The 20,390-nt window shown below is 52.2% G+C and carries 19 protein-coding genes; all 19 read left to right on the top strand.

All coding sequences use genetic code 11. From position 1 onward, the window contains the following. Positions 1-14 precede the first annotated feature (14 nt). The 19 genes from BLQ36_RS02615 (at position 15) to BLQ36_RS02525 (ending at position 20,389) form a co-directional block, all read left to right on the top strand. Complete coding sequence (locus BLQ36_RS02615; protein ID WP_074513833.1) at positions 15-647, top strand: sigma-70 family RNA polymerase sigma factor; 633 nt, start codon at positions 15-17, stop codon at positions 645-647. 163 nt (positions 648-810) lie between these two features. Then, positions 811-1,371, top strand: coding sequence for a hypothetical protein (locus tag BLQ36_RS02610; RefSeq protein WP_074513832.1), 561 nt, complete (start codon positions 811-813; stop codon positions 1,369-1,371). A 36-nt stretch (positions 1,372-1,407) separates the two neighbouring features. Continuing rightward, positions 1,408-3,321, top strand: coding sequence for a BamA/OMP85 family outer membrane protein (locus tag BLQ36_RS02605; protein WP_074513831.1), 1,914 nt, complete (start codon positions 1,408-1,410; stop codon positions 3,319-3,321). A gap of 28 nt (positions 3,322-3,349) precedes the next feature. After that, a complete protein-coding gene (locus BLQ36_RS02600) occupies positions 3,350-4,645 on the top strand; it encodes an acylphosphatase (RefSeq protein ID WP_074513830.1) in 1,296 nt (431 codons plus the stop codon). Positions 4,646-4,790: 145 nt separating this feature from the next. Then, on the top strand, positions 4,791-5,255 hold the full coding sequence (locus BLQ36_RS02595) for an OmpH family outer membrane protein (RefSeq protein ID WP_074513950.1): 465 nt from the start codon (positions 4,791-4,793) through the stop codon (positions 5,253-5,255). A gap of 102 nt (positions 5,256-5,357) precedes the next feature. Beyond that, positions 5,358-6,491 carry a hypothetical protein gene (locus BLQ36_RS02590; RefSeq protein ID WP_074513829.1) on the top strand — a complete coding sequence of 378 codons (1,134 nt, stop codon included), beginning with the start codon at positions 5,358-5,360 and terminating at the stop codon, positions 6,489-6,491. A 21-nt stretch (positions 6,492-6,512) separates the two neighbouring features. Continuing rightward, entirely contained in the window at positions 6,513-6,962 is a 450-nt protein-coding gene (locus BLQ36_RS02585; RefSeq protein WP_074513828.1) for an OmpH family outer membrane protein, read from the top strand. Between the two features lie 21 nt (positions 6,963-6,983). Continuing rightward, positions 6,984-8,003, top strand: coding sequence for a UDP-3-O-(3-hydroxymyristoyl)glucosamine N-acyltransferase (lpxD, locus tag BLQ36_RS02580; RefSeq protein WP_074513827.1), 1,020 nt, complete (start codon positions 6,984-6,986; stop codon positions 8,001-8,003). A gap of 78 nt (positions 8,004-8,081) precedes the next feature. After that, on the top strand, positions 8,082-8,948 hold the full coding sequence (locus tag BLQ36_RS02575; protein ID WP_074513826.1) for a lysophospholipid acyltransferase family protein: 867 nt from the start codon (positions 8,082-8,084) through the stop codon (positions 8,946-8,948). Positions 8,949-9,026: 78 nt separating this feature from the next. Beyond that, a complete protein-coding gene (lpxC, locus tag BLQ36_RS02570; RefSeq protein WP_074513825.1) occupies positions 9,027-9,857 on the top strand; it encodes a UDP-3-O-acyl-N-acetylglucosamine deacetylase in 831 nt (276 codons plus the stop codon). A 39-nt stretch (positions 9,858-9,896) separates the two neighbouring features. After that, entirely contained in the window at positions 9,897-10,337 is a 441-nt protein-coding gene (gene fabZ, locus BLQ36_RS02565; RefSeq protein ID WP_033171546.1) for a 3-hydroxyacyl-ACP dehydratase FabZ, read from the top strand. Between the two features lie 198 nt (positions 10,338-10,535). Continuing rightward, positions 10,536-11,351: an acyl-ACP--UDP-N-acetylglucosamine O-acyltransferase gene (gene lpxA / locus BLQ36_RS02560; protein ID WP_074513824.1), complete on the top strand. Its 816-nt coding sequence runs from the start codon at positions 10,536-10,538 to the stop codon at positions 11,349-11,351. A 25-nt stretch (positions 11,352-11,376) separates the two neighbouring features. After that, positions 11,377-12,180 carry an LpxI family protein gene (locus tag BLQ36_RS02555; protein ID WP_074513823.1) on the top strand — a complete coding sequence of 268 codons (804 nt, stop codon included), beginning with the start codon at positions 11,377-11,379 and terminating at the stop codon, positions 12,178-12,180. 142 nt (positions 12,181-12,322) lie between these two features. Beyond that, positions 12,323-13,498 (top strand): lipid-A-disaccharide synthase, encoded by a 1,176-nt coding sequence (gene lpxB, locus BLQ36_RS02550; protein WP_074513822.1) that lies wholly within the window; start codon positions 12,323-12,325, stop codon positions 13,496-13,498. Further along, on the top strand, positions 13,485-15,215 hold the full coding sequence (gene msbA, locus BLQ36_RS02545) for a lipid A export permease/ATP-binding protein MsbA (RefSeq protein WP_074513821.1): 1,731 nt from the start codon (positions 13,485-13,487) through the stop codon (positions 15,213-15,215). Before lpxB ends, msbA begins: the two co-directional genes overlap by 14 nt. A gap of 18 nt (positions 15,216-15,233) precedes the next feature. Beyond that, a complete protein-coding gene (gene lpxK / locus BLQ36_RS02540; protein WP_074513820.1) occupies positions 15,234-17,723 on the top strand; it encodes a tetraacyldisaccharide 4'-kinase in 2,490 nt (829 codons plus the stop codon). A gap of 36 nt (positions 17,724-17,759) precedes the next feature. After that, positions 17,760-18,491 carry a 3-deoxy-manno-octulosonate cytidylyltransferase gene (gene kdsB / locus BLQ36_RS02535; protein WP_074513819.1) on the top strand — a complete coding sequence of 244 codons (732 nt, stop codon included), beginning with the start codon at positions 17,760-17,762 and terminating at the stop codon, positions 18,489-18,491. A gap of 36 nt (positions 18,492-18,527) precedes the next feature. Next, positions 18,528-19,358 carry a 3-deoxy-8-phosphooctulonate synthase gene (kdsA, locus tag BLQ36_RS02530; RefSeq protein WP_074513818.1) on the top strand — a complete coding sequence of 277 codons (831 nt, stop codon included), beginning with the start codon at positions 18,528-18,530 and terminating at the stop codon, positions 19,356-19,358. A gap of 59 nt (positions 19,359-19,417) precedes the next feature. Then, on the top strand, positions 19,418-20,389 hold the full coding sequence (locus BLQ36_RS02525) for a KpsF/GutQ family sugar-phosphate isomerase (RefSeq protein ID WP_074513949.1): 972 nt from the start codon (positions 19,418-19,420) through the stop codon (positions 20,387-20,389). The last annotated feature ends 1 nt before the right edge of the window (position 20,390 follow it).

The raw sequence follows: 20,390 nt of genomic DNA, 5'->3' as shown, positions 1-20,390 counted from the left end.
AGGAGGTGAGCAGGATGCAGTTTGAGCAGTACATCGTAGAGTTGAGCCGGGTACGGCTGTTGGAGCCAGCACAGGAACAAGTGCTGTGGCGTAAGTTTAAAGAAGAAGGCGATGAGGATGCCAGGCGCCTGCTCATAGAGTCCTATCAGCCCTTGGTTTTCAAACAGGCCTTGCCATACCGCCAGCTGCAATCGGTCATGGATATGGTACAGGAAGGCACAGTGGGACTCATTGAGGCCGTGGAACATTATGAGCCAGAACGCGGGGTGGCTTTCAGCTTGTTTGCCGTTCATCGCATTCGTGGCCGCATGCTGAATTTTCTTCAGAAGGAAGGGAATTCTGATGTGGCTTGTATGGATGCGTTGCCGGCTGACGGCGGGGATTCCCTGAAGGATAATCTGGCGGATATGAGTCCTTCGGTAATGGAGCAGGCGGAAAGCCATGAGCTGGCGAGCCGTCTCCATCAGGCCATGGACCGGCTGCCGGCGAAGGAAAAAGCAGTCCTGGAGGGATTGTACATGCAAAGCGAGGCAGCTGGCGATATGGCGGAGGGGCTGCAAGTCAGTATATCCCATGTCTATCGGTTGCAGAAAAACGGCATTCGCCGTGTGCGGGGAATGCTGTCACGGTTTATGCATAATTGGTGAATTCTGGTGGAAATCAGTAGAAAACCGATAAAAAATGCTAATAATTGGCAATAAACGCGGCTGTTTTATGATAATCGTGTAAAATAGCAGGTCAAATATCGAACCTCGTGCTGGATTATAGTTCTAGAGATTTAAGAGGATTGGAATCACAGGAGGGGGTTCTATGTCGGATCGGCGCAAAGCACAAAAAAATCATATACGTGCGGCCCGTGATTGGCTGGGACAGGCAGAGCATTCGCTGGATAAAGAAAACGACGTCCGGGGCGATTTGAACTTGATGCTGGCCAAAGCAGAGCTGGCTCAGGTGAAGGACAGCCCCCGCAGTGCGAAGCTAAAGCGCTGGGCAGGACGTTTGCTGCCGGCTCTGGTGGCAGTTATCTTGGTGGTAGTTGGTATGGCGGCATTTCCCCAAGGGAAAAAAGTGCCGTTAGCACCACAACAGGATGCTTCGCTGCCAACGGAATCCATGGCTGAAAAAGACCATTCGGCGGAGGTAAAGCCCGCTGAGCAGGAGCGCAATGCCGACCCGGTAGCACCAGCACCGGAGCCGTCGTCAGTCAAGGCGGAGGCGCCAAGGATGCTTCCGGCAGAAGCTGCCCCGGAACAGCCTCGGGCTTTGCCCCGGAACGAACAGCCTGCACCAGCTGTCAACAAATCCGGACAGGTACCGGATGCAGAAACACAGAAACTCATGCAGTCAGCAGGCAAAGCCCTGCGGCAGTAGTGATGATAGATATTTACACCTAGGAGGTTTTGATCCTTGAACAAAAAGAATGAAAGATTCCTTGCTTATGCGGTAGCACTGGCTGCCAGTTTTTCGGTATTCCCAGGGGCCGCTTGTGCAGCCACTGATGTGACGGCTCCAGCTGCTAATGCAGAAGCTTCGGCACAGCCTGTCACTGAGAATGCGGCACCGGCTCAGACGAAGGCTGAGGCAGCCAAAGAACAGGCAAAGGATGCAGCTGTTGATGCGCGTACTCAGGAGTGGGGCAAAGTTCGTCCCCAGGAAAAGGAAATCGCCGAACACATGAAGTCCTTTGAAGGCCAGACCATTGTCGACACGGCTTTTGAGGGGACGACAAAGTCAACAGAAGCCACGGCTAAAGCTGCGATTACCATGCATACAGGGGATATGTTCACGGTTAAGGGCTTAAACAAGGATCGCGATGCGATTTACAACACCGGTTATTTCTATGACCTCTACCCGACCTTTGAAAAGGTTCCGGAAGGTGTAGTTATTACCTATCATGTGCTGGAAAATCCGGTCCTGTCCAGCGTCAAGATTGTCGGCAATACGGTGGAGTCCGATGAGGTTCTCTACGGTTTGATTACAGTCAAGCAGGGCGATCTCCTGAACAGCCGCACGCTGCAGCAGAACGTCCAGGCGATTCAGGACCAGTACCGCAAAGACGGCTATATCCTGGCCAAGATTACGGATATGAATATTGACCGCAACGGCAATCTCGTTTTGAAAATCAACGAGGGTACGTTGGAAAGCTATAAGATAAAGGGCAACACCAAGACGAAAGAGCGCGTTATCCTGCGCGAGATGCGTCAGAAACCAGGCGAGCCCTTTAACTCCAAACAGGCACGCCGCAGCCTTCAGCGCGTTTATAACCTGGGCTTCTTTGAGGATGTCAATATCAAGATGAATCCGGGCGTTGAGCCGAATGCGGTAGAAGTAGAGCTGGATGTCAAAGAGAAACGCACGGGTTCCTTTGGCATCGGTGCTGGTTACAGCAGTGAAGACGGTGTCATCGGCATGATTAGCGTTGGCGACACGAACTTCCGTGGTACGGGTGACGCGGTCAGCTTGACCTTTGAAAAGAGCGGTGACGATTCCGATGCCCATGGGTATTCCTTCTCCTATCGTAAGCCATGGCTCGATGATAAGGAAACGGCGGGGACCTTCCGCATTTACAACCGTACTTATGAATACGATGATTACGATACGGACGGACATCATAAAGAATCTTACATGCGGAAATATTCCGGTGGCGAGATTACCCTGAGCCGTCCGGTAAGCGAATATTCCACGAACTACATTACGCTGCGCAACCGCAAGGATCAGTATGTACGTCATACGGAGGATGGTAATGCCGGTAATCGCCAGGGCACTCAGTGGGTGAAGGACAACTTTGGTACGACCCGCAGCGTTACCCTGGAGCATGTAACGGATACCCGTGACAATATCTACAATCCGACAACGGGCGGACGTATCAGCATCTCTGGTGAGGTGGCTGGCCTGGGGGCAGATTTCGACTTCCAGAAGATGACCATTGAAGACCAGCGTTATGTAAAGGTGGGCCATGCGCAGGTATTGGCGATGCGTGGTCAGTATGGTGCAGGCCGTGGTCATATTTCGGAGTTCAACTTGTTCAAGGTCGGTGGCCAGAGCAGCTTGCGCGGTTATCGTGAGGACCAGTTCCGCGGCACCCGTATGGCACTGGCGACCCTTGAGTACCGCTTCCCCATCGTTTCGAAAGTACAGGGCGCCCTGTTCACCGATTGGGGTGGTGCTTGGTACAATGACTGGGTACCGGGTGCTGACGACATCCAGGGCAGTGTAGGTGTCGGCCTTTCCCTGAATACGCCGATTGGACCGCTGCGCCTCGATTATGGCCGCGGCAAGAATGGCGGTCGTGTCCACTTTACGGTAGGTGGCACGTTCTAATTGCCGAAGAAAGGAAGTGTCTGGCCGCATGAAGACCATCCTGGCTTTGCTGATGGCTTTTGGCTGGCTGGCTATGAGCCAGCCGGCGGCAGCGGCTCCCCCGCAACGGGTAGAAAAGGTGACGGCGGTTGTAACTGCTGCTGACAGCATGCCGCCGCTGGTGCAGCAGCGCATGCAGCAGAGCGTCCAGGCTATAGCCGGACAGCTTATTGATGGCCAGCCTGTGGCGTCGGTGGCGGCTTCCCGCCAGCAGAAGGAACAGCTCATCCATGAGGTGTTTGATAAGGTGTTGGTAGGCTATACGGTTCGTCAGGTGACGATTCAGCCAGCAGCTGAGACCAAGGTGGAGGTAATGCTTTTGCCTTGGTCTGATGTCATCACCAAGGTGGCTGTGGCTGTGCAGGTGGAAGGAATGCCACCGCGCATGGAGGCTTTGGTCCGCCGGGACCTGGCTGAGGTGGATCGGGTATTCCAGGATGCGCTGACGGGACTTCCCACAGCGGCAACGGACTGGACCAATGGCGTCCTCAAACATCATCTAAATGATTATTTAGCCGAGCATCTGCCGGAGTTCCGTGGTGATTTTGAGATTGACCCGGCAAGTGAAGCCAAAGTAAAACTGGTGGTTTATCCGAAATTGCCGGTGGTGCGGACGGTGGATTTATCCATGCGCTCGGACACGGTACCTAATGTCACCCTCTTATCCCGCCGACAGGTGATGCAGGATAAGGTAGATGATTTGGTTGGGGTTCCGGTGGCGTTCATCAAACGGCATGAGCAGGAGCTTTCCCAGCAGTTTGCCCAGGAACTTGACCAATTATCGGATTTTCGTTCCTACCATATGAAAACGACGGTCAGCATGGACGTGGCCGAACGGCTCCATGTCATGAGCCGTTCGGATACAAGCCGCTACCGGTTGCGGTTGACTGGCTGGTTGGATATCGGGCGCAAAGATAAAAACGGTCACGAGGACAACGAGAGTTTGTTGTTCCGATTTCATGCCGGTAGGATGCTGTCCCAGCAGGATGAGCTGTTTTTGCTGGTGGACCTCATGCCTCAGGATATGGATTGGGGTTGGGCCGCTGGTTATGATCGCCGTCTGAGTTCTAGGACTCATGCCCAGCTCCGCTACGATTTGCACGAGCGGCGCTTTATCATGGCGGCATCCCAGCAGCTGGCAGCCCGTTGGTTATTGCGGTACGAGTATCGTTTCTTTGACAAAAATGGCGAGGCAGCCCTGCGCTACAAAATGCATGATTTCCTCGCCCTGGAATACCTGGTGGACCGCCATCAGAATTGGCTCCGCGTAATCGGTAATTTCTGATGGCGGGCTCAGGTGAATTGAAGGAATATGCTTGAATAAGGAATAAGAGTTTGTTATAATGAAATTCGTGTATGGCGGGTTAAAACCATGCCATAGCGGAAAATTTAACGCTACCAAGCCCCGCAAGGGAAAAGGAGAATTTGAAATGGTTAAATTACAGAAGAAACAGGTAAAGATCATCAGCGTTCTTATCGCTATCGTTTTTGTCGGTTCCGTGGTTGCTCTGGCTCTTACGCAGTCTGGTACGGGGATTGCAAACGCTGCCAGCTCGAATGTTGGTGTTGTTGACTATAATCAGGTAATGAGCCAGAATCCGAAGGCACAGGATGCAGAAAAGGAATTCAATACGGCTTATGAAGAAGCTCAGAAGGAGTTCGCTTCCAAGACGGCCAACATGAACGACCAGGAGAAGCAGGACTATGCAATGCAGACCCAGCAGCGCCTCATGCAGAAGCGTCAGGAACTCACGGAACCGCTGCAGAAGAGCGTTGAGGAGTCTGTGAAGAAAGTTGCTGAGCAGAAGGGCCTTTCGGTTGTTCTGGAAAAAGGTGCTGTAGTTTATGGCGGCCAGGACATCACGCAGGATGTCATCAAACAGATCAGCAAATAATCCAGGACGCCGGTAAGCGGACGTTCCGATAAGGGTATATGGACCTGGAAATACCGAGCCACTTGTTGCGCTCGGTAATTCTTTTAAAGAGGTGAGACAAAGATGGAAGAGGAGAAGCCCGCGGAAAAAAACGTGCGCTTGTCGAAAAGGCGGCGCAATATCATCGCAGGTGCCATTGTTGCTACCTGTCTGGTGGCCGCAGGGGCGGGGCTCTTTCGTTCCTTTGTCACCAGCACGGTTGCGGATAATGAGCAGGCAGCCCCTCGGGCTGAGGCTGGTCTTATCGATTGGCAGCAGGCTATTGAAGCTCACCCGGATTATGAAAAGCTCAAAGGACTCCGGGAAGAGTGCCGGGTATTGGAACTTGAATCGAAGGATTTGGCTGAGCTCTTTACGGTAAAACCGCCAGAGCTTGATAAAAAGACCTTTGATGATTCGGTTTGGGCTAAGAATGCCCAGGATGTAATCGGCAAACGGGCGGAAATCGAGCGGAAGCGCAAGCGCCTTACGGAAGACTACCGCACGGCGACGGATGCCGAATATCAGGCCCGCCGCAATGCCATCAACGAGGAATACCTCAATGCTTTGCTTAACATCAACATCAAGCTGGACAACCAGGCGGCTATGCACAATCCATTGGATAGCCAGCAGCAAAGAGAGGCAGAGCGTGCCGAATGGGAGGCGCAGCGCCAGCAGCTTCGCCGGGAGCGCGGTGTGCGCCAAGTGGAACTCTATCAGGAATATCAACAGCAGATAAGTGACCACGTAAAGCAGGAATTGGCACCGGAACTGGAAGCTTGGCGCCAGGATTTGCCCCAGAAGCACGATGCGCAAAAGGCCAATGCTGCTGCCCAAAAGACTGAGGCGGAAAAGCGGAATGCAGAAGCCATGCAGAAGCAAATGGAAAAGGTCCAGATGGTTCAGCAGCGCTTGGAAAAACGCAAGGAATTGGCGGATAAACGGGCAAAACTTCAGGCACTGGAAAGCCACATTTTAAACGATGTGGCGGGAAAAGCCGCAAAGGTTGCCATACTTCACCACTTTACCTTAATTTTGGCCAACCGGCCGCAGCTGCTTTCCAATTTTGGGCCCCATCAGGAGATGTTTGAGCGGGTTACCCGCTCGACTGGTATGGTGGTAGGCGTCAACACCGTCGATGTGACGGATGAATTGGTACAGGAAATCAGCACCCTTCCTTCTCAGGGGGAAGAGGGAACTGAAGATAATAAGAGTTGAAAGAAAGAAGCGAATAACGACATGAAATTACGCAAAAAATCTACGGCCCTGCTGGCAGCAGCATTCGCATCGATGATGCTCATGAGTGGTTGTGGCCAGGCTAAGATTGGTTATATTGATGGCGAGCGTGTTTCGAAAGAAGCACCGCAGATTTCGGCATTGGTAGAAGAGGGGAATCAGAAACTGAACGAAGCCAGAGAACAGTCCCAGGCTGAGATTCAGCAGAAGATGAAGGAAAATCCGAATATGAGTCAGGAGGATGCACAGAAACTCCAGATGGATGCTCAGCGCAAACTGCAGGGAATCAATCAGTCTTATTCCCTCCAGCTTCGTCAGAAGATTGATGTTGCCCTCGGAGCGGTTTCCAAGGAAAAGAAACTGGATGCGGTGGTCAATAATTCTCAGGAACAGCCCATTGCCATCACAGGGGCTGTCGATGTGACGGACGAAGTCATTTCGAAGCTTCAGTAAGGAAAAGGATGGAGAAGAAACATGAAAAAGACGTTGCAGGAGATCGCAGAGTTTGTCGGCGGTCGTATTGTGGGTGATGCATCTGTAGAGATTCATGGCTTGGATAATATTGAAGGTGCCGGGAAAAATGATTTGACCTTTGCAGTCGACCCTCATATCGAAGAGGCGAAAAGTTGCCAGGCAGCAGCCGTTATGCTGCCGGAGGGGATTGAGGACTTCCCGAAAACGGCCCTGTATGTGGAAGAACCGCGGGCAGCCTTTGCCAAACTGCTGGAGCTCTTTACGCCGAAACTTCAGTTTGAAACTGGCGTGAGCGAGCAGGCACACATCGGCAAAGATGTAAAAATCGGCAAAGATGTCGTAATCATGCCCTTTGCGGTGGTGGATGACCATGCTGTTATCGGTGACCGCGTAACGCTGTATCCCCACACCTATATTGGCCAGTATGCCGAGATTGAGGAAGACAGTGTTATTTATTCAAGCGCTACGGTCCGTGAGCATTGCCACGTGGGCAAACGCTGCGTTGTGCACAGCTCGGCAGTAATCGGTTCCGACGGCTTTGGCTTTACCACGAAGGACGGCGTTCATACGAAGGTGCCCCAGGTGGGCAATGTCATCCTAGAGGATGATGTGGAGATCGGTGCTCATGATGGCATCGACCGTGCCGCTATGGGCTCGACGGTTATCGGCAAGGGCACGAAAATCGACAATCTCGTTCATATCGGCCACAACTGCAAAATTGGCCCGAACTGCTTGATTGTCGCTCAGACGGGAATCTCTGGCTCCACGACCGTCGGACATAACGTTACCTTTGGCGGCCAGGTGGGAACGGTTGGCCATATCAACATCGGTGCCAACTCGGTTTATGCAGCCCGTTCGGGGATTATCAGCAACATGCCGGAAGGGGTATTCTGCGCGGGCTTCCCGGTTCAGTCCCACACGGAATGGCTGCGGATGCAGGCGGCTATGAAACACCTGCCGGAGATGAACAAGAAGCTCAAACAGCTGGAAAAGAAACTGGCAAAATACGAAAAAGAGTAATCTAGACGATAAGCGGCCTCCTCTTTTGAGGAGGTCTTTTTATGAGAGGATAACCGTTAGGAAAAGGGAGGAAAAAGAATGTTTTCCTACTATCTGATGAAAGCCTTCAGTGCCATAGCCTGTCTGCTTCCGCGCAGCGTGTGTGAGGCACTGGGACGGGGGCTGGGTAATTTTGCCTGGCTCGTTCTGCCGGCAAAGCGCAAAGTGCTGGCCAAAAGCCAGATACAGACATGCCTGCAAGTAGATGAGACAGAAGCCCTGAGGATTGCCAAGGCAAGCGCTGTCCGCTTTGGCCCGATGCTGTTCGAGGTGCTCCGCTTCCCGCTGATAAAAAAGAAACCGCAGGAAAATGTCCGCATCGAAGGTTTGGAAAAACTCCAGCAGGGAATGGCGGAAGGAAAAGGAGCAATCATTGCGGCCGCACATAGCGGCAACTGGGAACTTATGGGGGGCGCCTTTGCGATGGCTGGCATCCCGCTGGTCGGCGTAGCGATGAAACAGAAATCGTCGGGAGCAGACCGGTTTATCAATGAATACCGGACGATGATTGGCATGCACATCACCTACAAGACGGATGTGCGGGAAATGTTTGCCATGCTGAAGAAAGGCTGGGCTATCGGCCTGATTATGGACCAGGATACCAACCGGCATGACGGCATTATTTTGGACTTCTTCAACCAGCCGACCAACTGTACGCCGGGCGCGGCTTCGATGGCGCGCTTTCAGAATGTGCCGATATTTACCTCGTTTATGCACCGCGATGAAAACGGCATGCATACGTTGATTGTCGAAGGACCGTTCCATGTCGAAAAGACGAAAGACAAACGGGAGGATATCCGCCGGACGTCGCAGCTCTTAACAAAAGCCATCGAAGACCATGTCCGGAAGTATCCGGAAGAATGGTTCTGGCTCCATGACCGCTGGAAGTCCATTCGTGAAGAATAGTGAGCCCTTTGGCTACTTGCACAACCGAACGATGTTGGGTAAAATAGAGAAAGGAATTTTTATTCGGGGGGAGTAATTTTGCAGAAACAGATTACGATTGCGGCAGAGGTTTCCTACACCGGTGTCGGCTTGCACTCGGGACGGGACGTTCATATGGTGCTCAAACCGGCTCCGGTTGATACGGGAATCCTGTTCGTTCGCACCGACGTTGCGGAACGGCCGTCAATCCATGCTGCAGCCTCAAATGTTACGTCGACGCTGCGCGCGACGACCGTAGAGGAAAATGGATATAAAGTATTTACCATCGAGCATCTGATGAGTGCCTTCCACGCGCAGGGCATCGATAACTGCATAGTGGAGATGGATTCGGAAGAACCGCCGGTAGCGGATGGTTCGTCGCTGGTGTTTTTTGAACTGCTCGAGAAGGCAGGCCGCCAGGAACAGGAAAAGGAATGCCATGAAATTGTTATCGATAAGGTTTACCGCATCGATGATGAGGAAAATAGCCGCTTTGTCATGGTAGTTCCCTACGACGGTTTCCGGGTCAGCTTTACGTCACTTAATCCGCATAAGCTCATCGGCGTTCAGTATCAGAACTTCGAGATTACACCGGAGACCTATCATAAGGAAATTGCACCGGCCCGTACGATTGCTTACGAAAAAGAGATTGAGGCACTTCGTAAAATGGGGCTGGGCCTTGGCGGTACGCTCGAAAGCGTTATCGTCTACAACGATGAAGGCTGGCTCAATCCGCTTCACTATGAAGACGAATTGGTCCGCCATAAAATCCTGGACGTAATTGGCGATTTGCGTCTGGCAGGAAAAATCCGCGGCCATGTCATTGCGGCGGCTTCCGGTCATGCGCTTAATACGCAGCTGGCGAAAGTGATTGCCGGTGCATTGGGTTAATGTTGGATTGTGAGAAATTATAAGGAAGAAGGAATAAACATGGTTTTAGATATCAACGAAATTCAGAAAATCCTGCCGCATCGTCCGCCGATGTTGCTGGTTGACCGCATCATTGAACTGGACCCGATGAAATCGGCAACGGGTATCAAGAACGTTACGATGATGGAGCCGCAGTTCCGTGGCCATTTCCCAGATCATCCAATCATGCCGGGCGTCCTGATCCTTGAAGCTATGGCTCAGGTTGGCGGTGTCATGATGCTCTATCCGGAGGAAAACCGTGGCAAGATTGCCCTGTTCGGCGGTATGGAGAACGTCAAGTTCAAACATCCGGTAGTACCAGGCGACCAGTTGGTTACGAAGTCCCACCTCGTTCGTGTGCGCGGCGATTTCGGTATGCTTCACTGTGATGGTTATGTGGATGGTAAGCTTGCTGCTTCGGCTGATTTCAAATTTGCTATGAGAAAAAGCGAAAATCTTTGATTTTCAATGATTTTTACATGAGAGAAAGAGATAATCTTTGTTCAACTCGAAAAACGCCTAGATTTGCTGTCATATAAGATACGAGAATTTGGAGTTTCTTGGGGAATATATAAATATAAGGACAGAGCAAAGAAACCTGCAGCCATATTCAGGGGTGAATGGCTGTCAGTTTAAGGATAGTTGAAGGAGTTGGAGCAGATGACTACTGAGAAAAACAGTATCACAAATAATATACATGAGACTGCAGTTATCGCACCGGGGGCGAAGATTGCCGCGAACGTCACGGTTGGTCCGTACTCGGTTATCGGTGAGAATGTCGAGATTGGTGAGGGTACGGTAATCGGCCCTCACGTTGTAATCCAGGGCTGGACGGAAATCGGCAAAGACTGCCATATCTTCCAGGGGGCATCCATCGGTGAAGAACCGCAGGACCTCAAATTTAAGGGCGAGAAGAGTTATACGGTAATCGGTGACCGCACCACCATTCGTGAGGGGGCAACGGTTCATCGTGCTACCGGTGAAGGGGAAGAAACCCGTATCGGCAGCGACTGCTTGCTGATGGCTCTGACCCATGTTGCCCATAACTGCATCGTTGGCAATCACGTCATCATGTCGAACCTGGCAAGCCTGGCCGGCCATGTTGTCGTTGAGGACCGGGCTGTGGTTGGCGGCATGGCTGGTGTTCATCAGTTCGTCAAGATTGGCCGCAATGCCATGGTTGGCGGCATGTCGAAGCTTACCCAGGACGTCGTTCCCTTTACCATTGTTGACGGCCGTCCGGCAAAGGTGGTAGGCCTCAACAGTGTCGGCATTTCCCGTGCCGGCATCAAACTGGATGCTCGCCGCAACATCAAACAGGCGTACAAGATTGTCTACCGCGCCGGCCTTACGCTGGAACAGGCAATCTCGGTAATCGAGCAGGAGGTTGATTCCTGTGAGGAAGTTGATCATCTGTTGCGTTTCCTGCGCAATGCCGACCGTGGCATTTGCCGTGAACGCCGTGATAATGACTGAGAATTGATTGATTTGGAGGATTTCCATGGAAAGAGTCGGACTGCTGGCCGGCATCGGTTTCTTGCCGGTGGAATGCGCCAAAGCAGCCAGAGCACAGGGAAATGAGGTCTATATTGTTTCCCTGCTTCCGGAGACGGAAGAATGCCTGAAGGAATATGCTACAGACTATCAGGAGATCAGCGTCTTTAAGGTCGGTAAGATTCTCAAATACTTGAAGAAGAACAAGATTACCCAGGTTACCATGATTGGCAAGGTCACCAAGGAGCTCTTGTATGCTCATAAGGCGATGCCGGACCTCAAGACCATGCAGATTCTCATGAGCCTCAAGGACCGCAAAGACGATACGGTTATGGAAGCTTTGGTGGCTGCTGTTGAGAGCACTGGGGCCAAAGTTGTCGACCAGACCGCGCTGATTCGCCCGCTGATGCCGGAGGCTGGTGTGCTTACCCGGCGCAAACCTACTGAGGACGAGAAGAAGGACATGGAGTTCGGTTTCCGGATGGCGAAGGAAATCGGCCGCATGGACGTAGGCCAGACGGTGGTGGTGAAGGGCTTAGCTGTCATGGCTTTGGAAGCCATTGAGGGCACCGATGCCTGCATCCGTCGTGGCGGCCAGCTGGCCAGAGGCGGCGCAGTAGTGGCCAAGGTGGCCAAGCCTCAGCAGGATAAGCGCTTCGATGTGCCAGCAGTAGGCCTTACCACCCTGCGTACTATGGTGGAAGTGGGGGCTAAGGCTTTGGTCATCGAAGCCGGTGAAACCCTGCTGGTGGAACAGGAAAAGGTTCTGAAGCTGGCTGATGAAAACGATATAACGATTGTAGCAATGTAATTCGCAGACGCAGTGGATACGAAAAATGTGTCCATTTGCGTCTTTTTCATGTAAGAGAGGGTGTGGAGTGCTTTGCACTCTGCATCAACTTTATGTATAATAAAGAGTGGACTATTATGTGAAATAGCAGGAGGTGTTCTGCATGAAAATCATGTTTTCTGCCGGCGAAGTTTCCGGTGATGTACATGGAGAACAGCTGGCATCTTCTATCCTTAGGATGGACCCGTCCATTGAACTTATCGGTTTTGGCGGTGCGCGGATGGAAGAGGCTGGCGTACGGCTTTATGAGAATTTTGCCGATTATAACGTAATGGGCGTGTGGGAAGTGATTAAGAATCTGCGGCGCCTTCTGAATCTTTTGGATGGATTGACGGAATTCATGAAGCGGGAAAAACCCGACCTTTTGGTGTTGATTGATTATCCGGATTTCAACTGGCGTTTGGCCAAGCGGGCGAAGAAACTCGGCATCCCCGTGTTTTCGTATATTCCGCCGTCGGCTTGGGCCTGGCGCAAGGGCCGGGCAAAGGAGTGCACGAAATGGGCCGATGAATTTGTGGCCATCTTTCCCCACGAACTGCCTGTCTACGAGAAGGCTGGGGCTAATATTTCCTTTGTGGGCAATCCTCTGGTGGACAAGGTAAAGGCGGAACTGCCCCGGGAGCAGGCCAGAAAACACTTCGGCATTCCCGAAGATAAGACCGCCATCCTACTGATGCCCGGCAGCCGCAAACAGGAAATCGAGTTGCTGCTGCCTTCGATGCTGGCAGGGGCGAAAAAACTGCTGGAGCAGAGGCCTGAGACGATGCTGCTGCTGCCGGTGGCCGATGGAATCAACGAGGCGCGGATTCGCCAGCTCATTGATGAAGCCAATGTGCCGGTGGTGCTTACCCATGAGATGCGTTATTCGCTGATGGGGGCAGCCGATGCTGCCGTGGCGACTTCGGGGACGGTCATTATGGAGGCAGCCCTTATGGGACTGCCCTGCGTGGTGCTCTATCGCCTGTCGCCCCTTTCCTACGCCGTAGGAAAACTACTGGTTCATGTAGAGAATTTCAGCCTGCCGAACATTCTGCTCGGCGAGCAGTTTGAAAAGGAGCTGCTGCAGGACGCAGTGACTCCGGAGAATATTGCCGCGGAACTCCTGCGCCTGTATCCAGGGGAGGAGAGCCGGGACGTTGTGGTGACCAAGCTTGCTGCCGCCTGTGAAAAACTAGGGGCACCGGGAGCTTCGGCAAGGGTGGCGGAAAAAATCCTAGAGGCTGCCCGCCGTCTTTCGGAAAGTAAAGAATTATCGGGGGAAGAACATGAAGAATTATAAGCGACTGCTTCAGTTTATTCGACCATATCTGAAGCAGCTGTTCTTGGCTATTGTCTGCATTATTGTAGCAGCTGGATGCAATCTGTATCTGCCTTGGATTATCAAGGATATGATTGATAAAGTGTTATCGGATAAAGACATGATGATGCTCAACATGATTTGTGTTGGTATCGTAGTGGTTTTCTTTGTCCGCGGCATATTCTTTTACGGACAGTCCTATCTGGTATCGTATATTGGCCAAAAGGTGATTATCGATGTCCGCGAGGTTATGTTCCGCAAATTCCAGCGCATGCCGATGGCATATTTTGATAAGCATCAGACTGGTGAAACCATGAGTTACATCACCAACGATGTGGCGGCCATTCAGTCGGCATTGGTAGACCAGCTCATTGAGATGGTCACGGAAGGCTCGATTCTCATCGGCTCCCTGGTATTGATGGTTTACCTTGACTGGAAGCTTTCCCTGTTGACCTTGGTGGTCATTCCCCTGGTTGGGCAGGCCATGAAAATCTTCGGCCGGAAAATCAAACGCAATGGTACGGTTATTCAGGAGCGCATGGCGGATATCACTTCCCTGCTACAGGAGAGTATTTCGGCCATCCGCGTGGTAAAATCCTTCGTTCGGGAAAAGTATGAGACTGACCGTTTTACCCATCAGAATCAGTTAAACTTCCAGGCGGCTATGAAAAATGTTCAGCTGACGAGCCTCCTTACGCCGACGGTAGAATTTCTGGCGGCCATATCCGTCACCTTTATCGTATGGTTCGGCGGTTACGAGGTTGTCAACGACGAAATGACTGCTGGTGCTCTGGTGGCTTTCCTGACCTATGCTGTCAATCTGGCCAATCCGGTTAAGCGTCTGTCCCGTGTATACGGCAATTTGCAGCGCGCCATGGCCGCTGTTGACCGCGTCTTTGCCGTTATCGATTTGGAAGAGCCCATCAGCGACAAGGAAGGGGCTAAACCGCTGCCGAAGATTTCCGGTGCCGTTAAGCTGGACCACGTATCCTTTGAGTACAAGAAAGGGGTTCCGGCCCTGTCGGATGTCTCGCTGGATGCCAAACCAGGTCAGATGATTGCCTTTGTTGGCCCAAGTGGCGCCGGTAAGTCGACGATTGCCAACTTGATTCCGCGCTTTTATGAGATTACGGATGGTTCGATTTCCATTGATGGAACGGATATCCGCGATGTCACCGTATCGTCCCTGCGGGAACAGATTGGTATTGTTCCCCAGGAAACCCTGCTGTTCTCGACGACGGTAATGGAAAATATCCGTTATGGTCGTCTCGATGCTACGGATGAAGAGGTCATTGAGGCGGCCAAGGCGGCCAATGCCGATGAATTCATCCGCAATCTGCCCCAGGGCTACGATACGAAAATCGGTGAACGGGGCATGAATCTTTCGGGCGGTCAGCGGCAGCGCATGGCCATCGCCCGGGCAATCCTCAAGAATCCGCGGATTTTGATTCTTGACGAGGCCACGTCGGCACTGGACACGGAAAGCGAGAAAATCGTTCAGGCTGCCCTCGATAAGCTTATGGTGGGGCGTACTTCTTTTGTCATTGCCCATCGTTTGTCAACGATTTTCAATGCCGACCAAATCTTTGTTATTGACAATGGTCATGTAAAAGAGCATGGTACACATGAAGAACTTTTGAAACTCGATGGCTTGTATAGCTATTTGTATAACATTCAGTTCAACAAGAAGAACGTGTAAGAAGGGAAAGATAGAGATATGCAGATACTCTATAATATCTTGGCGATTATTGTTGCCATCATGATCATTCCCGTTTTCATGGTGCGATCGATTCGTGAAAAGGGATTTGTGATGCGAATCCGGCAGAGCCTCGGTTTCTTTCCCGAGCATGCTTTGGAAAAAGTGGCCAAGAAGCATTGCATTTGGGTACATGCTGCTTCCGTGGGGGAGATTGTGGCAACAAGTCCACTTATCAAGGAGTTCCGCAAGGAGTTTCCGACGAGCCCCATTCTGGTGTCAGTAGTAACGACCAGCGGCTACGAGATGGCAAACCGCATTATCAAGGATGCGGACGCCATCATTTATTTCCCGCTGGACTTGCCGTTTTTGGCCGGCCATGTGTTGCGCCGCATCCATCCGCGGGTATTCCTGCCGGTTGAGACGGAGCTTTGGCCGAATTTCCTAAAAACCGCTCGTCAGCTCCACATTCCTGTCATGATGGTCAACGGCCGCATCAGCGACCGGAGCGTCAAGCAGTACAAGCATCTCCACAGCTTGCTGACGGAAATGATTGGTACCGTGAAGAAGTTTGCGATGCAGTCCCAGATTGATGCGGACTACATCATGCGGCTAGGAGCCCCGCCGGAATTGGTTACGGTTACGGGCAATACGAAATTTGACCAGACCTATACGGATGTCAGCCCTGAGGAAAAAGCCCAGATTATCCGGGAAATGGGGCTTACAAATAATGAGGGGATTTTCCTGGCGGGTTCCACCCATCGCGGGGAAGAGGAGTATGTGCTGAAAGCCTTTAAGGCCGTTCGGGAAAACCATCCCGGAGCGAAATTGGTAATCGCCCCTCGGGAATTGCTTCGCACCCAGGAGGTCATTCACCTCTGCAAGAAAGCGGGGTTTACGGTAACCACCCGCACGAAACTCCAGCAGCAGGAATCCCATAACGAAGATATTGTCATTCTCGACACCATTGGGGAGTTGGGCAAGGTATACAGCGTCGGCGATGTGGTCTATGTAGGCGGCAGCCTGATACCCCATGGCGGCCACAATATTTTGGAGCCAGCAGCCCATGGCAAGGCCATTATCGTGGGCCACAATATGTTCAATTTCAAGGACACCCATGCCCTGTTCAAGAACCGCGATGCCTGCATCACGGTAAACAATGAGAGCGAACTGGTGAAAGAAGTGGTACGCCTCTTCGATGATCCGGAACACCGCGCTCGCATGGAGGCGGAAACTCTCGCCATCGTCAATGAAAACAAAGGGGCATCACGGAAGTCAGCAGTCATCCTGCGGGAAATGCTGGAAGCTTATGAAAGCTGTCCAGAAAACCGCCAGCGGGCCCGGGCTACGCAAAAAATCGATAATTTCCAGACGTATTTTATCGATTTGGTGCACAGTAAGGAAGTCCATGGCTTCTTCATGCATATCATCATGGGAATCCTCTATGTATTCTCGTTGATTTATGCTGGTTTGGTAAATCTGAAACTGGCCGGCTATCGGGTGGGGATATTTACCCATCGCAAGCTGGACTGTTTTGTCATTAGTCTCGGCAACGTGACGGTGGGCGGCACGGGTAAGACGCCAACGGCACAGCGGCTGGCCACCGATATCCGCAATATGGGCTATCATGTGGTCATTCTGAACCGCGGCTACCGGGCGAAGTGGCACGGTAAAGTCGGTATCGTATCCGACGGCAAGCGTCTCCACATGAGCGCAGCCGAAGCCGGCGACGAGGCCTTTATGCTGGCAAAGCACCTGCCCAATGTGCCGGTACTTATCGGCGCAGACCGTTCTCTTACGGGCCAGTATGCGATTGAGCATTTTGGTGCAGAAGTAGCTATCTTGGACGATGGCTATCAGCATTGGCAGCTCGAACGGGATATGGATATTTTGCTTGTCGATGCCGTCAACGTGTTTGGTAATGGTTACATTCTGCCGCGGGGGACGCTTCGCGAGCCAGTTTCCCATATCAGCCGTGCTGATGTCTGCCTGATGACCAAGGTTGACCAGGCTGCCGAAGGGTCCTGCGAGTATATTCGCCAGACCGTCCGGAAGAATAATGCGGATGCTCAGATTCTCGAGAGCATCCATCAGCCACGTTGCTTTATCCCCCTGTCGGATTGGTACGTGGATATCGCCGGTGATGGTATTGAAGTAGACCAGATGCGCGGCAAGAAGATAATGGCCGTATCAGCTATCGGCAATCCTGCTTCCTTTGAGCAGACCCTTTCCGACCTCGGCGTTGTCATCATTGAAAGCCTGCGCTATCCAGACCATCACGACTACAACATGCAGGAGATGACCGATATCCTGCAGCAGGCGAAAAATATGGGAGCAGAGGCAATCATCATCACCGAGAAGGATGCAGTTAAAGTGCCGGCTGAAATCATTCAGGCAGGCATGGACATCCCCGTGTATGTTATCTGCGTCGAGGTCAAGTTCCAGCAGGGCAGCGAAGAATTCCGCCAGCTGCTGGCGAACCGTTTGACCGAACGGCTCGGTTCCCGTTAATCTTAAGGAAATGCTCATGAAAGGATGGTACAATCCATGAATGTATTATGTGTCATCCCGGCTCGTTTCGCTTCGACGAGACTGCCGGGCAAACCGCTGAAAGATATTGCTGGCAAACCGATGATTTGCCGGGTTTACGATCGGGCGTCAAAGGCCGGCAAAGTCAGCCAGACAATTGTCGCTACCGATGACGAGCGCATCCTGGCGGCGGTAAAGGACCATGGCGGCCAGGCGATGATGACACGGAAAGACCATCCGACGGGCACGGACCGCTTGGCCGAGGTGGCAGCTTCCTTTCCGGAGGCAGACCTTATCGTCAATGTACAGGGGGACGAGCCTCTCATCGAGCCGTCGCTTATTGATGAACTGGCTGCGGTCTTTGAACAGGATGCAGAACTCCAGATGGCTACGGTCAAGACGGAGATTACCGATGAGGAAGAGAAGAAGAATCCCAATAATGTCAAGGTGGTAACGGATAAGAATGGCTATGCGCTGTACTTCTCCCGTTCCTTGATGCCCTATCCGCGCCATGAGGGTTGCCCGGTCTACAAACACATCGGGATTTACGCCTACAAGCGCGACTTCCTGCTGCAGTATGCCAAGATGGAATCCACGCCCTTAGAGTCCGCAGAGTCCCTGGAACAGTTGCGGGCACTGGAAAATGGCTACCGCATCAAAGTGGTGGAAACCAAGGCGAAATTCGTTGGTGTCGATACGGCAGAAGACCTGGAGAAAGTCAACGAGATTTATCGTAAAATGGCGTTATAATAAGCAATGTAAATTCTTTATAAAGGAGAGACGAATATGAATAAGGTAAAAGTGGGAAATTTTGAAATTGGCGGCGGCGAGAAACTGACGCTGCTGGCTGGTCCTTGCGTGTTGGAGGAAATGGACCGCTGCCTGTTGATTGGCCGCACCATCAAGGAAATCTGTGAGCGTCTGGACATCAACTACGTATTCAAGGCTTCTTTTGACAAGGCAAATCGTTCCTCCTTCCACAGCTTCCGCGGCCCAGGCATGGAAAAGGGCCTGGAGATGCTGCAGCAGATTAAAGACGAACTTCAGGTTCCGGTGGTTACGGATATTCATGAGACGTATCAGGCAGAACCGGTGGCAAAAGTTGCCGATATTCTGCAGATTCCGGCTTTCCTGTGCCGCCAGACGGACCTTCTCCACGCCGCTGCTCAGACGGGCCGCGTCGTCAACGTCAAAAAAGGCCAGTTCCTGGCTCCGAAGGACATGCGCAATGTGGTGGACAAACTCCATGAGAGCGGCTGTGAGCAGATTATGCTGACGGAACGCGGTGCCTCCTTTGGCTATAACAATCTGGTGGTGGATATGCGTTCCCTGCCCATCATGCGCTCCTTTGGCTATCCGGTGGTCATGGACGGTACCCATAGCGTACAGCTGCCGGGTGGCAATGGTACGACTTCGGCTGGCAATCGAGAGTACGTGGAATTCCTCGTACGCGCAGCTGTGGGGGCTGGCATCGATGCCCTGTTCCTGGAAGTTCATGACAATCCGGAAGAGGCTCTCTCGGATGGTGCCAACATGGTTTACCTGGATAAACTGGAAGACCTCTTGAAGGATGCCGTGGCAATCCACGAAATCGTGCGCAAGAAGTTCAAGGGCTGATGCCTGAAATTATGACCATCGAATTTGAATGATTTGTACATAAGGGGAAAAGACTTGTGATAAAGGTAAAAGAAAAGGCCATCGAAACGCTGGAAATTGAAGCCGATGCGGTATTGAAGCTCAAAGAACGCATTGACGATGAATTCATGGCGGCGGTGCAATGCATTCTGGATTGCCCGGCTCGTGTCATTGTTACGGGCATGGGAAAATCCGGCCACGTCGGCCGCAAGATTGCGGCTACCTTCGCTAGCACGGGAACGCCTTCGTTTTTCATGCATCCGGCCGAGGCCTTCCATGGGGATTTGGGCATGGTTACGGAAAACGACGTAGTTATTGCCATCAGCAACAGCGGCGAGTCGTCGGAAATCGTCAATATCCTGCCGATTATCCGTCGCATTGGTGCTAAGATTATCGCCATGAGCGGCCGGCGTGATTCCCAGCTGGGGAAAAATAGCGATTATTTCATCGATATCGGCGTGGAAAAGGAAGCTTGCCCGTTGGGGCTGGCACCAACGGCCAGCACGACGGCGACTCTGGCTATGGGGGATGCTATGGCGGTAGCGCTGATGTCGGTCCGCAACTTCACCAGCCAGGATTTTGCCTTGTTCCATCCGGGCGGGGCTTTGGGACGCCGCCTGCTCTTGAAGGTTTCGAATGTCATGCATACCGGAGAAGACAACCCGGTTGTATCTCAGGATAAGACGGCCAAGGATGCGCTCTTTATCATGACCGACAAAGGCCTGGGCGCTGCTTCGGTAGTGGATGAAAATGGCAAGTTTGTCGGACTTATCACCGATGGAATCATTCGCCGGGCTCTGGCTAAGGATTATAAATTCCTCGATGAGCCGGTACACAATATCATGTTCGAGAATCCGCTGATGATTCGCGAGGACGCTTTGGCAGCTTCGGCTCTTTCGGTTATGGAGAAGCACAAACCCCGTCCGGTTACCGTTTTGCCGGTAGTGGACGATGACCACAATCCAGTTGGCATTGTCCATCTGACCGACCTGTTGCGTCAAGGAGTTGTTTGAT

Origin of the sequence: Selenomonas sp. WCT3, from assembly GCA_900100835.1 — a bacterium.
GTDB lineage: Bacteria > Bacillota > Negativicutes > Selenomonadales > Selenomonadaceae > Selenomonas_A > Selenomonas_A ruminantium_E.
The sequence above is the reverse complement of the archived record's forward strand: the minus strand, read 5'-3'. Positions and strand labels throughout refer to the sequence as shown.

Coding starts and splice junctions, on each gene's coding strand:
- BLQ36_RS02615 (WP_074513833.1), top strand. CDS start 15: ATGCAGTTTGAGCAGTACATCGTAGAGTTGAGCCGGGTACGGCTGTTG.
- BLQ36_RS02610 (WP_074513832.1), top strand. CDS start 811: ATGTCGGATCGGCGCAAAGCACAAAAAAATCATATACGTGCGGCCCGT.
- BLQ36_RS02600 (WP_074513830.1), top strand. CDS start 3,350: ATGAAGACCATCCTGGCTTTGCTGATGGCTTTTGGCTGGCTGGCTATG.
- BLQ36_RS02595 (WP_074513950.1), top strand. CDS start 4,791: ATGGTTAAATTACAGAAGAAACAGGTAAAGATCATCAGCGTTCTTATC.
- BLQ36_RS02590 (WP_074513829.1), top strand. CDS start 5,358: ATGGAAGAGGAGAAGCCCGCGGAAAAAAACGTGCGCTTGTCGAAAAGG.
- BLQ36_RS02585 (WP_074513828.1), top strand. CDS start 6,513: ATGAAATTACGCAAAAAATCTACGGCCCTGCTGGCAGCAGCATTCGCA.
- lpxD (WP_074513827.1), top strand. CDS start 6,984: ATGAAAAAGACGTTGCAGGAGATCGCAGAGTTTGTCGGCGGTCGTATT.
- BLQ36_RS02575 (WP_074513826.1), top strand. CDS start 8,082: ATGTTTTCCTACTATCTGATGAAAGCCTTCAGTGCCATAGCCTGTCTG.
- fabZ (WP_033171546.1), top strand. CDS start 9,897: ATGGTTTTAGATATCAACGAAATTCAGAAAATCCTGCCGCATCGTCCG.
- lpxA (WP_074513824.1), top strand. CDS start 10,536: ATGACTACTGAGAAAAACAGTATCACAAATAATATACATGAGACTGCA.
- BLQ36_RS02555 (WP_074513823.1), top strand. CDS start 11,377: ATGGAAAGAGTCGGACTGCTGGCCGGCATCGGTTTCTTGCCGGTGGAA.
- lpxB (WP_074513822.1), top strand. CDS start 12,323: ATGAAAATCATGTTTTCTGCCGGCGAAGTTTCCGGTGATGTACATGGA.
- msbA (WP_074513821.1), top strand. CDS start 13,485: ATGAAGAATTATAAGCGACTGCTTCAGTTTATTCGACCATATCTGAAG.
- lpxK (WP_074513820.1), top strand. CDS start 15,234: ATGCAGATACTCTATAATATCTTGGCGATTATTGTTGCCATCATGATC.
- kdsB (WP_074513819.1), top strand. CDS start 17,760: ATGAATGTATTATGTGTCATCCCGGCTCGTTTCGCTTCGACGAGACTG.
- kdsA (WP_074513818.1), top strand. CDS start 18,528: ATGAATAAGGTAAAAGTGGGAAATTTTGAAATTGGCGGCGGCGAGAAA.